Origin of the sequence: Rothia koreensis (assembly GCF_052232265.1) — a bacterium.
In the GTDB taxonomy this organism is placed as follows: domain Bacteria; phylum Actinomycetota; class Actinomycetes; order Actinomycetales; family Micrococcaceae; genus Rothia; species Rothia koreensis.
The window spans coordinates 2,760,423-2,775,030 of sequence record NZ_CP197643.1; the positions used below are offsets into that span (position 1 = coordinate 2,760,423).

Below are 14,608 nucleotides of genomic sequence, written 5' to 3' on the forward strand. Positions count from 1 at the left end.
TCAGTGACCCCCTTCCGCAGAGGCTCCGTGGTCCGATCCGAGAACGGCGTCGATGTAGACCTGCGGGTTGCTCAGATTCCCGGAGGCCTGATCGGACAGGTCGAACAGGGGCCCGGCGAAGACCGTGATGGCGACGCCGACCACCACGAGGCCGATGGTCGAGGCCATCATCGGTCGGGGCAGGAGAGTGACGTCCTTGCCCTTGTAACGCCTCGATTCGACGTCGAGTTCGCCCGACGTCCGGACGCCGTACTTGCCGTCCTGGTCCTTGGCCAACAGGATCGGATCCGGGAATTCGGCGTCCTCCGGTTTGCGCCAGAAGGCGCGGTTCCAGATTCGTGTGAGGGTCAACAGGGTCAGCAAGGACACGAAGACGCCGACGCCGGCCAGCACGTACCCCTGCCACGTTCCGGCCTGAACGCTCGCGTCGATCAGGCCGACCTTGCCGAGGAATCCTGAGAACGGCGGAATGCCGCCCAGGTTGATCGCCGGGATGAAGTAGAGGACGCCCAGGATCGGGGCGATCTTCGCGAGCCCCGCGAGTCGGTCCGTATTGGCGGATCCGCCGCGTCGCTCGATGAGACCCACGACCATGAACAGGCTCGTCTGGATCACGATGTGGTGTGCGATGTAGAAGACCACGGCCATCAGGCCTTCGGGCGTGGCCAAGGAGATGCCCCAGATCATGTAGCCGATGTGGCTGATGAGAATGAATGACAGGGTTCTCTTGATATCGCTCTGCGTGAGCGCGCCCAGGATCCCGACGACGAGCGTGGCCGCGGCCACGAGGGCCAGCAAGTTGTCCACTCGGCTCTCGGGAAAGAGAAGGATTTCGGTACGGATGATGGCGTACACGCCGACCTTGGTCAGCAACCCCGCGAACACGGCGGTGACGGGGGCCGGAGCCGTCGGATAGGAGTCCGGGAGCCACAGCGACAAGGGGAAGACCGCGGCCTTGATCCCGAAGGCGACCAGCAGCATCAGGTGCAGCTGCACCTGAGTTCCCACCGGCAGATGCCCCGCCTTGACCGCAATGTCGGCCATGTTGACCGTTCCGACGGCCCCGTAGATCATGCCGATCGAGATCAGGAACAACATCGACGAGATCACGGAGACCACGGTGTATGTGATTCCCGCGCGGATCCTCGGCGCGGAACCGGACATGGTCATCAGCACGTAACTGGCGGTCAGGAGAATCTCGAAACCGACGTAGAGATTGAACAGGTCACCGGCGAGGAACGCGTTCGAGACGCCGGCGAGCAGAACGAGGTAGGTCGGGTAGAAAACGGAGATGGGCGCGTCCGAATCCCCGTCCGCGAGGCCCTGTCCGGTCGCGTAAATCATGACCGCAAAGGAAACGAGCGTCGAGACCACGAGCATCAGAGAGGACAGCTGGTCCACGACCATCACGATGCCGAAAGGCGCGGCCCATGCTCCCAGGGTGACCGATTGGGGTTCGCCGCCCCAGGTGGAGACGAGCAGGACGGACTCGAGGCACAGGGTGGCCAGCATGGCCACGACCGAAAGGAGTCGCTGTGCGTTGGGGTGCTTGTACAGCGTGAAGCTCGCGCCCGCCGCCAGGAGGGGCAGGACGACCGCGGCCGGGGCAATGTCAACGATGCTCATGCGTGCCACTCCCCTCTGTCGCGGTCGCCTTGGTCGAGATGGGGGTGATGCTCACCCGAGAAGCCGGGCACTTCGTCCGGTGCCTGCGGTCGTGCGCCCTCCTTCTTCGCTCGCTCGGCCTGTTTCCGCTGACGATAGGCTTCCTCTCGTTGTTCCTCGGATCCCTCGAATTCGGAAGGCTCGATCGGGGCGGCGTCGTCGTCCTCCGGATCGTAATCCGGCTGGGCAGCGACGCGGCGGTCCTCGGCGTCGTCCTGGATATCGTCCCTGCGGGAGAGGACCCAGCTGCGATAGATCATGCCGAGCATCAGCGCCGTCACGGAGAACGAGATCACGATCGCGGTCAGTACGAGCGCCTGAGGCAGTGGATCGAAGTAGTCCTCTGCCGCGACCTCAGAGTCGAAGAACGCCGGAAGTCCCGAAACACCGCCGGTGTGGAGGATCAGGATGTTGGTCGCGTTGGTGATGAGCATCAGGCCCAAGAGCACCTTGGTCAGCGACTTCTCCAAGATCAGGTAGACCCCCACCGCGTAGAGGACTCCCATGACCAACAACAGGGCTGCATCGATCATCGGTTGTCCTCCCCTGCGCTATCGGAAAGCACCGTGTCCTGCCGATCTCTCGTGCGGTCCTGGCTCTCGTGCGTCGGTTCGTCCTCACTGGTTGCGGTGACCGGACCGGAGGGGATGACCGAGGTCTGTGGTCCGCCGGAACGGCGGACCTTGATGCGACGACGCTTGCGCCCGGTGATCTTGGCCTTCTCGCGCTCTTTCTCTCGCTCCTCCTCGAGGACCGAGTCGATGCGTCCCCCGAGGCTGCGGAGCACGTCGAGAACCAGTCCGACCACGATCAGGTAGACGCCGACGTCAAAAATCGTGGACGTCACGAAGTGCACTTCGCCGAACAGCCACATCTCGAGATCGACGTTGTAGGACGTGAACACCGTTCCGCCCCAGGCCAGCGGGAGGAGAGCGTAGAGCGCGGCGACGATCATTCCGATACCGAGCAGGACCCCCGCGTTCAACGGCGTGGCTTCCTCCAGCTCGTACCGGCCTCCCGCGAGGTACCGGAGCCCGAGAGCCAGACCGGCCAGAAGGCCACCCGCGAACCCGCCGCCCGGCAGGTTGTGCCCCGCAAGCAACAGATATACGGAGGTCAGCATGATGGTGTGGAAGAGCAACCGCGTGATGACCTCGAGCATGAGTGACCGGTTCTCCGGCGCCAGCGTCCGGCCGGCGACCAGGAACGGGTCCCGCTTGACGTTCATGAAACGACCGGCGACGCGAGCCCCGGCGCTCAGGCCGGTACGCCCCGCATACCGTTTGCTCACCGCACGAATGCGTCCCGTGTCCAAATGCTGGCTGCTGGCTCCTCCGTCCTGCCTGCCCGCGATGAAGATCAGGCTGGCCACGCCCGTGGCCGCGAGGGCCAGAACCGAGATTTCTCCGTAGGTGTCCCAGGCGCGCATGTCGACCAGGGTCACGTTCACGACGTTCTTGCCGTGTCCTATCTCGTATGCCAATCGCGGCATATCCAAGGAGATCGGCGATTCCGTCCGGGAGGAGATGGAAAAGGCCGTCAGCGCCATCATGAACAGCCCGAATCCCGCGGCAATGGCAATGCGCACCGGTTTCCTGGTGGTCTTCCGCTGCCCCATTCCGGACGGGAGCATGCGCAGGGCCAAGACGAACGCGATCAACGAAATCGTCTCGACGAGCAACTGCGTGAGCGCGAGGTCCGGCGCCCCACGGAGCGCGAAAATCAGAGCGAGTCCGTAGCCGGTCACCGAGACCATGAGGATCGCCAAAAACCTCTTGGACGCCCGCACGGCCACCAGGGCCGCGCCGACCATCACGACGGCGATGGCCCACTGCGCCGGGGAATCGGACCAGTTGAACGAATTCAACGGAGGTGTCTCGACCAGGAACAGCCCGACGGTGGGTACCACCACGGCAGTCACCAGAATGACCGCGAGGTAGAAGCTCAGCGAGCCACGTTGCGTGAAGCCCGTGACGCGGACTGCGACGTAGTCGATGGCGCCGATGACGGCGCGATACACGGTGTCTGCCGTCGGCAGGCTCGGAAGAGCGGCCTGGAATCTCTCGACCGGAGACCTCAGCGCGAAGAGGACGAAGCCGAGAAGGACGATGACCGCCGACAGGCCCAGTGCGGGCGTCAACCCGTGCCACAGAGCCAAATGCTGCTCAACGTGTCCGGCGGTGCGCGCGGCGTCGTACGCCATCACGTGGAGCGGCTCGGGGAACAGCCCCAACGCAATCGTGAGCACGGTGATCAGGCCGGGGGCGAGAGCAAAGTTGAACGGAATGACGTGGAAGTCGGTCGAATGGACCGATCCTCCTTGGACCAGGTCCGGGTGGGCGTCCGCGACGCGCTTGGTTGCGAAAGCGCCCCAGATGAATCGAGCGCTGTAGGCGAGGGTCAGGACCGAGCCGAGGGCTATGCCGATGAGGACGACGAGACCTTGCGTCGCGTCCAGATCGCCGACGCCGTGCTGCACGGCGTCGAGGCCGAGCTCGAGGATACCCTCCTTGGTCACGAACCCCGCGAGCGGAGGGATACCGGCCATCGAGGCGGCCGAGAGAACGGCCATGACGAACAGGCCGGGTGCTTTGCGCCAGATTCCGGAGAGCCGGGTGATCTCACGAGTTCCGGCCTGGTGGTCGATGATTCCGGTCGCCAGGAACAGGACCGATTTGAACAGGGAGTGGGCCACCATCATGGCCAGACCGGCATACATTGCGTCGGGAGTGCCGATACCCACGACGGTCATGATGAAGCCGAGCTGGCTCACGGTGCCGTAGGCGAGAATCAGTTTGAGGTCGAACTGCTTGAGGGCCTGGTAGCCACCGAAGAGCATCGTGAACAGGCCGAAGCAGACCACCAGAGCGGTCCACGGGGGAACGTCGGCGAAGCCGGGGGCGAGACGTGCCACCAGATAGATTCCGGCTTTGACCATGGCCGCCGCGTGGAGGAAGGCCGAGACGGGGGTGGGTGCGGCCATCGCGCCCGGGAGCCAGAAGTGGAGGGGGAACAGCGCGGACTTCGACATGGCCCCGACCAGGATCAGGACGAGCGCGGCCCCGACCGCGACTCCGCCTCCCGGGGTCGCCACCGTCTCCGGTGCCCTGGCCACAACATCCGAGAGCAGGTAGGAATCGCTGGCCACGCCCAACATGATGACGCCGATGAACATGGCCAGTCCCCCGGCCGTGGTGACGATCAGCGCCTGGAGCGCGGCGCGCCGGGCAAAGAACCGGACGTGGGCGTAGCCGATGAGGACGTAGGAAAGAATGCTCGTGATCTCCCAGAACACGAACATCACGATCATGTCATCGGCCGTGACGAGCCCGAACATGACGCCGGCGAAGAGAACCAGTTGAGCGCCGAATGCACCGGAATACTGGTTGGTGTGCTTGAAATATGCGGCGCAGTAGAAAAGGATCGGGGCCCCGATGCCGAGGATCATCGCGGAAAGGATCCAGGCCAGCGGATCCATCCTGAAGGTCAGGCTGATACCCAACTGGTGGATCCACGGATAGCTCTCCACCAGATCGGTTCCGCCGAAAACCGCGGGAGCCTGTGCACACAGCCACACGAAGGAGACCGCGGGAACGACCGCCAGTCCGTAGAAGCACGTACGTCCCCACCGACGAAAACACGCGGGGGCGAGGAGAGCCGCAAAGCAATGGACCAGGATCACGAAGCTCACGCGGTGGGACCTCCTCATTGGGCCTCGGGGTCTGGTCCCTCACAAGAATACCAGCGCCGACATGTGCACCTGTCCATGCATGCTGAGAGCTGACAATGACGTCCGACTATTAACATTCCCCGAATCCTGCAGGATTCCGCCGGCGAAGGGCCGCGCCGTGATCGGGTTCACCCGAAGGCGCTTGTATCCTGAGCCCATGAGCTATGCGCCGCCCTCGCCGTCGTCGCTCCGATCCGAGGAGCACAAGCCGGTGATCCCGTGGGCGCTCTGGGATGCGGGCGCCTCGAGCTTCCACGCCGTGATGACGACGTTCGTGTTCAACGTGTACCTCACCAGCGAGCTTTTCGGCAGCAAGAACCACACGTCCCAGGCACTGTCCATCGGACTTGCCGCAGCAGGGCTGGTCATTGCCGTCACTGCTCCCGTCACCGGACAGAGAGCGGACCGCGGTGGATCTCGTCGCAAAGCATTGGCCGTGACCACCGCCGCGGTGGCCGTCTGCGTGGCGCTGTGCTTCTTCGTCCGTCCGGACCCGGCTTTCTTGTGGCTCGGCGTCGGACTCATTGCCGCGGCCAACGTCTTCAACGAGATCGCGACCGTGCACTACAACGCCGTCCTTCCCTCCATCTCGACCCCCGAAACGGTGGGACGGGTCTCCGGCCTGGGGTGGTCCTTCGGCTACTTCGGAGGCATCATCGCCCTGGTCATCGTGCTCTTCGGCTTCGTCTCCCCCGGACTCCTGGGGGTCCCCGAGGACGATTCGCTGAACCTTCGCGCCGTGGCGCTGTTCTCCGCGATCTGGCTGGCCGGGCTGTCTCTCCCGATTCTGCTCCGTTTTCCGGGGGCCACGGCACCCGAAAGCGGATACGGTGCGGCCACGGGCCGGATGGTCTCGGCCCACAAGGAATCATGGGTCGATTCGTATCGACGCCTCGGACGCACGATACGACGCCTGTATCGCCACGAACCCGTGGCCCTGAGGTTCCTCATCGCATCGGCGGTCTTCAGAGACGGGCTCGCGGGCGTGTTCACCTACGGAGGTGTACTGGCTGCCGGGACTTTCGGTTTCTCCACGAGCCAGGTCATCGTGTTCGCGATCGCGGGGAACGTGGTCGCCGGTCTCGGCGCGGTCGTCGGGGGCCGCCTCGACGACGCGCTGGGACCCAAGCGGGTGATCATCGGTTCGCTGTCGGGGTTGCTGATCGCGGCGGCACCATTGTTGCTGGTGCAGAGCCCAGGGCTCTTCTGGGTCTGCGGTCTCGCGTTGTGCGCGTTCGTCGGACCCGCCCAATCCGCCTCGCGCACCTACCTGTCCAGGCTGACCAAGCCGGGTGACGAGGGAGAATACTTCGGCCTCTACTCGACCACGGGACGTGCCATGAGTTTCCTGGCCCCCGCACTGTTTGCCCTGTTCGTGGGCCTTCTCGGGGACCAGGTGTGGGGCATTCTCGGGATCATGATCGTTCTGGCCCTCGGTCTGGCCCTTGCGGTGCGGCTTCCAACTCGACCTTGATGTCCTCGACGAAGGCCGAAATGTCCTCCCGGCCGAGGACCGGGCCCCCGGCGAGCAATCGGTCTGCTCCGAGCAGTACCGCAGATGGTGTCGCCCCCATGCCCATCAGGTCATCCAGGAAGTACTCGCGGTCGTACAGCACCGAGTCCCACAGCTCTTCGCCCACCACGGCCTCCATGGCTTCTTGACGGGCGGAGGTCACCAGGTGGACTTCGACAGCGGGAGACAATTCATCGCGCCACGTCCGGGCCGAACGGATCACCTCCGTGCAGGAACCGCATCCCGGTGAAACGAGGAGAAGGAGCCGCGCTCGGGTCGCCGCCAGACGTGTCAGGGCCACCCAATCCCCATGGGAGTCCTTGAGCACGATTCCAGGGATGGGGCGACGCACATAGTCGTCGTCGTTGTCCGGATTCTGGGGGTCGGAGTCGCCATGAGGGCTGGATGCCATCACCGGACCGGAACCGACGCCGTCCTGGCTCGGGTGGCGGGGTTCATGAGCGGCCCTGCGGGCTTCCGCGGCACGGCGCGCTCCGGGCGCGAGGGAGAGGAACAGAGTTCCACTCGCTGCCGCCATTCCCAGGATCCAGAGAAGGTCCGATCCGGAGACACGCGCGACGAGTCCGGGCGCGGAAACCCGGAACGAGGCGGCGAACCAGAGCACGGCCAGCAACAGGAAAGCGGTATTGCGCCAGAGGGTCCAATGGGTCACCGGCTCCGTATTGGCTTGGCCGAAGCAATTGCACGAGACGGGCTCGTCAAATCCCAGCGCACGGTAGATCAGCGCCCAGTAGGTCACGAACAAGGCGACCGCGACCAGCGCCGCGATCGGCGCGGCCCACCCCGGAGAACACAGGAGAACAAGGCCCAGGAGGACCTCGCCCCAAGGGAACGCGCGTTTGATCCAGCCTCGGTCCAACCAAGGCGGAACACCCAACTGCTCGAAGGCCGCGGACACACTGCCTCGGGCACGCAATTTCGAAATCCCCGATATCCCGAGCACGACGGCCAGGATCATCGGCGGAGCAAGAAAAGCCGTCATGGTTGCTCCTCTGGGTCAGTGGGTGGACTTGCGGTACCGGGCGGGTTCGAGACGACGAGACCGCCGTCCTCGAGGATCGTGTCGAGGACGACGTCGAAAGCCCCCGGCGGTGGCGGCCCGTAGATTTCGGACAGCCTTTCTTCGAGGTGATGCCTGGTCCGGCCGTCCCCGGCCTCGATCCACAGATCCGCGCCGAGCTCCGAGTAGATCACCGTACGCTCCGGGTGCATGAGAAGCATCCCGTGGTCGGTGACGATTCCGCAGGTCTCGACGCTCCGCGAATACAATCGCTCCGATCCTTTCGGTTCCGGGACGACCGGGCCGGGCAGGTCGGAGCTCGGCAGATCGTGCCCCGCCGGTTCCCCGGGTGCGGACCCCGGGATGTATTTCCAGGGCTCGACCCCGGCGTCTCGTCGGGTTTCGAGAGAGTCTGCGAGGAGCCCGGGCAGTTGCGAAGAATCCGTGTAGGTCACTGCGTCGACTCCGCCGATCCGATCCGCCAATTCGGCGAGCCTCAGCAGACCGTCTCGCGTCCGCGCCAGCCCGGAGGACTGTTCCGCGAGAACCTGCAGTGATTCCAGCAATGGCAGGCAGCGCAGCCCTCGCGCCGCGTCCTCGTGCGGTCGGGTCCCGGCGTCGAGGCGGTCGAGAACGACGAGGCGCGCGAGCTCCGGACGCACGGGCGAGGCCGGATCGTGGTGTCGCAGCCCCAGGGCCGACGCCGCGATTTGGGTCTTGGGCTCTGCCGGTTTCGCGATGATCGACAACGGTTTCGGATACGGCAGAACTGCCAGAGTCTCCGGGTCGATCGCGCACGTTTCGTCGCTGAGGTACACCCATCCCGCCCGGGCGAGGGCACGCGAGGCGGTTGTCTTGCCCCGCCCGGAAGGGCCGACGAGGGCGACCACCTGGCCGGTTCCGGGCTGCATCAGCGCCGCAGCATGAAAGAGGTGCATCCGGCCGATGTGTCGGCGGATCAGCTCGAGCGTGACCAGAGAGGTGAAATCTTGGGCGACCCGGGGCACGTCGGCGTCGACCGTCAGTACGGGCACCTCACGACTCCCGACGGTGGTCGCGGGCATGGGATTCTGCCGGGTCGCGAGAACGATGCTCACGTGCTCCGGGTTCCATGGGGGCGAAGGCTCCGGGGCCGGGCACGCTTCACAATCGGTCCAGGCGGATACCAAGGTCTCGATCAGCCTTGGAGACACCCCCGGACCCGCGAAGACATCGACGACCGCCCCCATAGCCCTCATGGTGAACACGAGGGTCTCGGTCATTGTCCGTATCTATTTCTCGAAAACGTCTGTCGTGTGGAAGTTCTGGTAACTGCGGGATGCCGTCGGACCTCGTTGGCCCTGGTAACGGTTGCCGTAGGTCCCGGAGCCGTAGGGATGATCCGTGGGCGAGCTGAGGCGGAAGAAGCACAGTTGCCCGACCTTCGACCCCGGCCACAGCAGAATCGGCAATGTCGCCATGTTGGACAGTTCCAGAGTCACGTGGCCCGAGAAACCGGGATCGATGAAACCCGCGGTGGAATGGGTCAGCAGGCCGAGACGGCCCAGGGACGACTTGCCCTCCAGGCGGGCGGCGACGTCGTCGGGGAGGGTGACCTGCTCGTAGGTCGACCCCAGCACGAATTCCCCCGGGTGCAGGATGAACGGCTCGTCCGGTTTGGTCTCGATCAATCGAGTCAGCTCCGGCTGGTCCTCACGAGGATCGATGTACGGATACTTGTGGTTGTCGAACAGCCGGAAGTACCTGTCCAAGCGCACGTCAATACTCGCGGGTTGCATCATCTCCGGATCATAGGGATCCAGCCGGATGCGTCCGCGGTCGATGTCCTGGCGTATATCGTGGTCTGAAATCAGCACGGTTTAAGAATAAGACATGCTCGGAGTGCACCCGCCACCGGTTCGCACCGCTTCCGATGATGCGCTACGATAATTTCTGGTCCTTTGAGGATCATGCGGCTGTAGCTCAATGGTAGAGCGCACGCTTCCCAAGCCTGATACGCGGGTTCGATTCCCGTCAGCCGCTCCGATTCCGCCGAGCCATTCCATGAAGTGAGTTGGTCCGGTGCCACGCAGCCGGTGAATGATCGGCAACGACGACGGGCCGCAGAGGTTTCTGCGGCCCGTCGTCGTATTCCATGGATGCCCGGCCCTGATGAACGTGCCGAAGCGTCCGTCGCCCGTGACACGAAGCCCGAGACCCAGGCCCCATCATCAAGGACTCGTCCTTCAGCCGAGCAGGTTGGTCCTGGCCCCTGGTTGCTGGGCAGGGTCTTCCGGCTTGCGGAGCAGGGCCACCAGGAAGGTGGAGTCCGGGCCCCACGGGTCGAGCTCCCAGGTCGACAGCCTGAGATCCACGTCCAACCCGGCATCCTCCGCGTCCTGGAAGAAGTCGTCGAAGAGATACCCCCGGCCTGCGCCGAACCCGACCGCTGCACGTCCGCCCGGCGTGAGGGCACGCTTGAACCCTTCCAGAACCGCCCGGCGGGTGGATGGAGCCAGAAAAGTCATCACATTGCCCGCGCAGACCACGGTATCGACCGCGCCCATGACCTCGGCTGGCATCGCCGCGTCCAGGTCGGCGAGGTCACCGGTCAGCCAAGTCGCCTCCGGGTGGTCGATGCGAGCTTGGTCGATGAGTTCGGGGTCGACGTCGGTCCCGATCACCCGGTGTCCGCGGCGTTCGAGTTCGCCGCCGACGCGGCCCGGTCCGCATCCTGCGTCGAGGATGGTCGAACCTCGCGATGACATGGCGTCAATCGTCCGGGCTTCCCCGTCCAAATCGGCTCCCTGCGCGCGCATCGCCTCGAACCGTTCGATGTACCACCGGGAGTGACCGGGGTTGTTCTTCTTCTGGACTTCCCACAGTGAAGGTTCGCGCATGCGTCGAGTCTAGCCTGCCCCGTGGGTCAGTCCTTCCCTGGCCCCGAAGACCTCGGGCCAGACGCCCAGGATCACAATCAGCGCCAGGAACACCAGGCCCATGGCCGCGATCAGGGTCGACCGGAAGGCCGGGTGCAATTCGTGCCACGAGACGAGGCCCTTGTGCTTGGCGGCCAGCTCCGTGACATTGATCGACGAATACACGGTGGTCTGGGGTGTGACCTTGCCGGACAGGGTCCGGAGCGTCTTGGCGTCCCAGACACGTCCGTCAAAACGCATCAAGGATTTTCCTTGGGGGCCCGTGAACCAGAGGCCGGGGATCCCCCTGTACCTCAGTCGTGCCCAGGCGCCGTCCCCGGCCGACAGGGCCGCTTTGGGCTTCAGCTTCTCCACGAATATCGTGTGCTCGATGCTGGCTCTGGCGACTGCCTTCCACCCGAAGAGCCGCCCTCTCAGGACGTGGGTTTCGGTGATGACGGCGACGGCGGGCTTCAGGATCGAGTACACGGCGGTGGCGGCAACGACTTCCATGACCAGCACCACGATCACGAAGGCAGCCGCGGGGCGCTTGAAGTACAGGATCGCGAGCAGCGCCACGGCCAGCAGGACGGTGGGCAGCACGGCAAGGATTCTGCGGCCGTAGGAATGGATGCGCGGATAGAACCCTTCCTCGAGCCGACCGTACTTCGCGGGAACGTCCCTTACGTTTTCTGCCATAACTCCAGCCTATTCGATGCCTGCTGCGTGGCTTCCGACACCCTATATGCTGGTATCCATGTTCCCCCGCTCCCCCGTGAACCGAGCACTGGCGACATTCTGCGTCGGACTGCTGGCGACGGCGGGTTTGGCCGTGGCCGCCATGGCCCTGATCTCGCATTACGCGTTCGGCCCCACGGCCCCGGTCAGGAGCTACATGCAGGCCATCCAGAACGGGGACGGCGGCAAGGCCATGGACCTGATGAACGCCGATGTTCCCGATTCGAATGCGGCCATGCTGGACGGCCGGTCGCTGTCCGAGGCAACACGCACCCTGGACCATCTCAGGTACAGCGTTCACCAGGAGTCGGAGGATTCCGCGGTCGTCACGGTCGAGTACAGGCTGAACGGGGCGACGTCGAGCACCGAATTCCCCGTTCACCGGACAGGGGTCCACGCGGGGGTCCTGGAGGACTGGTCCATCGATTCGCGCACGTTGCCCACCGTCAAGGTTTCGACGCCCGGGGTGGAAACCGCCACGGTCAACCGACAGAAGGTTGGGGTGCAGGGCGGGGACCAGGACTTCGCGGTCTTCTACCCTGGCGTCTATACCGCGGAATACACATCGTCCCTGGTGACAGCGCCCGAGACGACAACCACCGTGACGGATCCCGAACCCGGCCACGACGACACCAACAGGCCGTCGCTGTCGCTGAAGCCAGCGCCCAGCCAACACGCCAAGGACTCCATCAAGTCCCAGGTCTCCGGAAAGCTCGACGAATGCGCCCGGCAGAACACCTTGTATCCGAAGGGATGCCCCTTCGAATACGAATTCCGCGGGCGCGTCCAGGGCGACGTGCGCTGGAGCATCAGCGAGTACCCGGATTCCTCGGCCACCGTGGACCAGCAGGGTCGCTGGAAACTGACAAACCCCAAGGGAAAGGCCCAGATCGAGTTCCAGTCCCTCGATCTCTACACGGGAAAGGTCAGCACCGTGAAAAAGACCGTGCCGTTCCAGCTGAACGCCGCGTTGCAGGTCAAAGGCGACCAGGTCGTCGTCAACACCCACTGAACCGGGACGGGCTCAGTTCACGCCTCGCAGGTCCAGAGTCATGGTGTGTTCGTCCTCTTCGTTGCCCGTGACGCGAACCGGTATCCCCCAGTCCTGCTGGTAGAGGTGGCACGCCGCGTGATCGGGGATTTCGCCACCGGGCTCGCCATCGCAGGCGGCCGCGCGCGCGGTCACGTGCAGCACGGCGTCGGTGATGTCCGGGTTCAACGTCAACGTTCGTGTCAGGCCCTGTTGCGCGCCGGATCCCTCGACGATGAACTCGGGAGGAGTCGCCGAGACCTTGAGCTGCGTGGGATCGCCCCAACGATCGTCCAGTTTCTGGCCGGTCGGCGCGGAGAACCGAGAGACGATCTCGAGAGTGTCCCCTGCCAGCAAGGACGGCGGGCGCTGCGTCTGAGACGCTCCTTCGTCGACCCTCTGGGCCTCCTTCGGGATCGGGAGGCGAACGACTTGGTGCGCGTTGGCCTCGACCACGAGCAGCAGCGGATCATTGCCTTCTCCGCGGTCTTCGAGCAGAACATCGGACGGTTCCGCGAGGTCACGGGCCAAGGTCGTCAGTTCTTTCGCTACGGGGTCCCATCGGCGTACCGCGCCGTTGTAGGTGTCAGCAATGGCCACTGACTGGTCGGGCAGGACCGCGACTCCCAAGCAGTGCTGCAACCGAGCTTCCTCGGACGAGCCGTCGCGGAAGCCGAAGTCGAACAGTCCTTGTCCCACGACAGAGGTCACGGTGGGTCCGCCCTCGTCGAAGGCAATCTTCCGCACGGCTGACGTCTCGGAATCGGCGACCCATACGGTTCCGTCCGGTGCCTGCGCCAGGCCGGAGGACTGCGCGAACCACGCGTCGGCGGCGGGACCGTCGAGGAGACCCTCTGCACCGGTTCCGGCCAGGACCTGGACGGTTCCCGCCACGGGGTCGAAAGAGAAGATCTGGTGGGTACCGGCCATGGCGACCACGAACGCTTCGATGGCATCCGACCAGAGGACATCCCACGGCGAGGACAGCGACACGGTCAGGGGGTCGGCCGCGGGGTCGATGACGTTGGGGTCGCCTGTGCGAGCGCCCTCCGCGTCGAGCAGCCTCTGGACACCATTGCCGGCAACGGTCGAGACCTTGCCGGTGCCGAGCTCGATTCCTCGCAGACGGTGATTGACGGAATCGGCCACCAGGACGTCGTACCCGACGCTGTCCCGAAGCCTTTCCGGAACGATCGCGAGGCCCTGCGGTTCGTTGAACCGGGCCTCGTCCGAGGTTCCGTCCTCATAGCCTTTGTCGTTGCCGCCCCAGGCCCGCAGGACCTTCTCGAGGGAGGAATCGAGCTCGACCACGCGGTGCCGGCCGGTGTCCGTGACCAGGTAGGTCTGGTCATCGGCGTCCGGCGACCTCAGCTCGGCCGGGAGAGCATTGATCTTCCCGGGAAACGACAGCACGCCCTCTTGTTTGGGCCGCGGAACATAGGGGCCGCTCCCCCGGTGCAGAGTGCCCTTGGCCTCGTGCTCCTCCGCCAGCTCGTGAACCAGCGAGACCAGCCCTTGCACGTGTCCCTCGCCGGAGAGGTGCGCGACGACATAGCCCTCCGGGTCCACGACGACGAGCGTCGGCCATGCTCGCGCGGTGTAGGCCTGCCAGGTGCCCAGTTCGGGGTCGTCCAGGACCGGGTGGCGCAGGTCGTAACGATCCACGGCCGCGGCGAGCGCCTCGGGATCGGCCTCATGTTCGAATTTCGGGGAATGGACTCCCACCGTGACGAGGATGTCCGAGAACTCTTCCTCGAGCGGACGCAGTTCGTCCAGAACGTGGAGGCAGTTGATGCAGCAGAAGGACCAGAAGTCGAGGATGACGATCTTTCCGCGGAGGTCGGACCACGTCAGTTCTTTCCCACCAGTGTTCAGCCAATTGCGGCCGGTCAGCTCCGAGGCGCGTACACGGGGCGCGCGTTCAACCATCGAGTCCTCATTTCTGTGTGGGCGCGGCCCGCTGGGGCCGACTGCGTGGATGCTTGCGGAAAGAGTAACAACCGGGGGGACGGAG

At 64.8% G+C, this 14,608-nt stretch carries 11 protein-coding genes and 1 tRNA gene; 3 read left to right on the plus strand and 9 right to left on the minus strand.

Annotated features, from left to right (window positions below):
• The 3 genes from ACTSLZ_RS12295 to ACTSLZ_RS12305 are packed head-to-tail and all read right to left on the minus strand — an operon-like array spanning position 1 to position 5,356.
• Positions 1 to 1,626, minus strand: coding sequence for a Na+/H+ antiporter subunit D (locus tag ACTSLZ_RS12295; protein ID WP_443095195.1), 1,626 nt, complete (start codon positions 1,624 to 1,626; stop codon positions 1 to 3).
• On the minus strand, positions 1,623 to 2,198 hold the full coding sequence (locus ACTSLZ_RS12300; protein WP_178979420.1) for a Na(+)/H(+) antiporter subunit C: 576 nt from the start codon (positions 2,196 to 2,198) through the stop codon (positions 1,623 to 1,625). The genes ACTSLZ_RS12295 and ACTSLZ_RS12300 overlap by 4 nt, the downstream gene beginning before the upstream one ends.
• Positions 2,195 to 5,356 (minus strand): Na+/H+ antiporter subunit A, encoded by a 3,162-nt coding sequence (locus ACTSLZ_RS12305; protein ID WP_443095196.1) that lies wholly within the window; start codon positions 5,354 to 5,356, stop codon positions 2,195 to 2,197. Before ACTSLZ_RS12305 ends, ACTSLZ_RS12300 begins: the two co-directional genes overlap by 4 nt.
• Before the next feature lie 157 nt (positions 5,357 to 5,513).
• On the opposite strand from ACTSLZ_RS12305, the gene ACTSLZ_RS12310 reads away from it, so the two are divergent.
• The gene (locus ACTSLZ_RS12310; protein ID WP_443095197.1) at positions 5,514 to 6,869 is read left to right on the plus strand and encodes an MFS transporter; all 1,356 of its coding nucleotides are present in this window, start codon (positions 5,514 to 5,516) and stop codon (positions 6,867 to 6,869) included.
• On the opposite strand, the gene ACTSLZ_RS12315 is transcribed toward ACTSLZ_RS12310, so the two are convergent.
• Genes ACTSLZ_RS12315 through dcd form a run of 3 tightly spaced genes read right to left on the minus strand, consistent with a single transcriptional unit; the run spans position 6,811 to position 9,785 of the window.
• Complete coding sequence (locus ACTSLZ_RS12315) at positions 6,811 to 7,911, minus strand: MauE/DoxX family redox-associated membrane protein (protein WP_443095198.1); 1,101 nt, start codon at positions 7,909 to 7,911, stop codon at positions 6,811 to 6,813. The genes ACTSLZ_RS12310 and ACTSLZ_RS12315 overlap by 59 nt on opposite strands.
• Positions 7,908 to 9,191, minus strand: a complete 1,284-nt coding sequence (locus ACTSLZ_RS12320) for a hypothetical protein (RefSeq protein ID WP_443095199.1) — start codon at positions 9,189 to 9,191, stop codon at positions 7,908 to 7,910. Before ACTSLZ_RS12320 ends, ACTSLZ_RS12315 begins: the two co-directional genes overlap by 4 nt.
• Positions 9,192 to 9,200: 9 nt before the next feature.
• A complete protein-coding gene (gene dcd, locus ACTSLZ_RS12325) occupies positions 9,201 to 9,785 on the minus strand; it encodes a dCTP deaminase (protein ID WP_436594515.1) in 585 nt (194 codons plus the stop codon).
• A 95-nt stretch (positions 9,786 to 9,880) separates the two neighbouring features.
• Between dcd and ACTSLZ_RS12330 the strand changes: the two genes are divergently transcribed.
• Positions 9,881 to 9,951, plus strand: a tRNA-Gly gene (locus ACTSLZ_RS12330).
• A 203-nt stretch (positions 9,952 to 10,154) separates the two neighbouring features.
• Here the strand turns inward: ACTSLZ_RS12330 and ACTSLZ_RS12335 are convergent.
• Positions 10,155 to 10,808, minus strand: a complete 654-nt coding sequence (locus tag ACTSLZ_RS12335; protein WP_443095200.1) for a class I SAM-dependent methyltransferase — start codon at positions 10,806 to 10,808, stop codon at positions 10,155 to 10,157.
• Positions 10,809 to 10,817: 9 nt separating this feature from the next.
• The gene (locus tag ACTSLZ_RS12340; protein ID WP_129314588.1) at positions 10,818 to 11,525 is read right to left on the minus strand and encodes a hypothetical protein; all 708 of its coding nucleotides are present in this window, start codon (positions 11,523 to 11,525) and stop codon (positions 10,818 to 10,820) included.
• 58 nt (positions 11,526 to 11,583) lie between these two features.
• On the opposite strand from ACTSLZ_RS12340, the gene ACTSLZ_RS12345 reads away from it, so the two are divergent.
• A complete protein-coding gene (locus ACTSLZ_RS12345) occupies positions 11,584 to 12,576 on the plus strand; it encodes a hypothetical protein (protein ID WP_443095201.1) in 993 nt (330 codons plus the stop codon).
• Positions 12,577 to 12,588: 12 nt separating this feature from the next.
• Here the strand turns inward: ACTSLZ_RS12345 and ACTSLZ_RS12350 are convergent, their stop codons facing one another.
• Positions 12,589 to 14,523 (minus strand): NHL domain-containing thioredoxin family protein, encoded by a 1,935-nt coding sequence (locus tag ACTSLZ_RS12350; RefSeq protein ID WP_129314586.1) that lies wholly within the window; start codon positions 14,521 to 14,523, stop codon positions 12,589 to 12,591.
• Between the last annotated feature and the right edge of the window lie 85 nt (positions 14,524 to 14,608).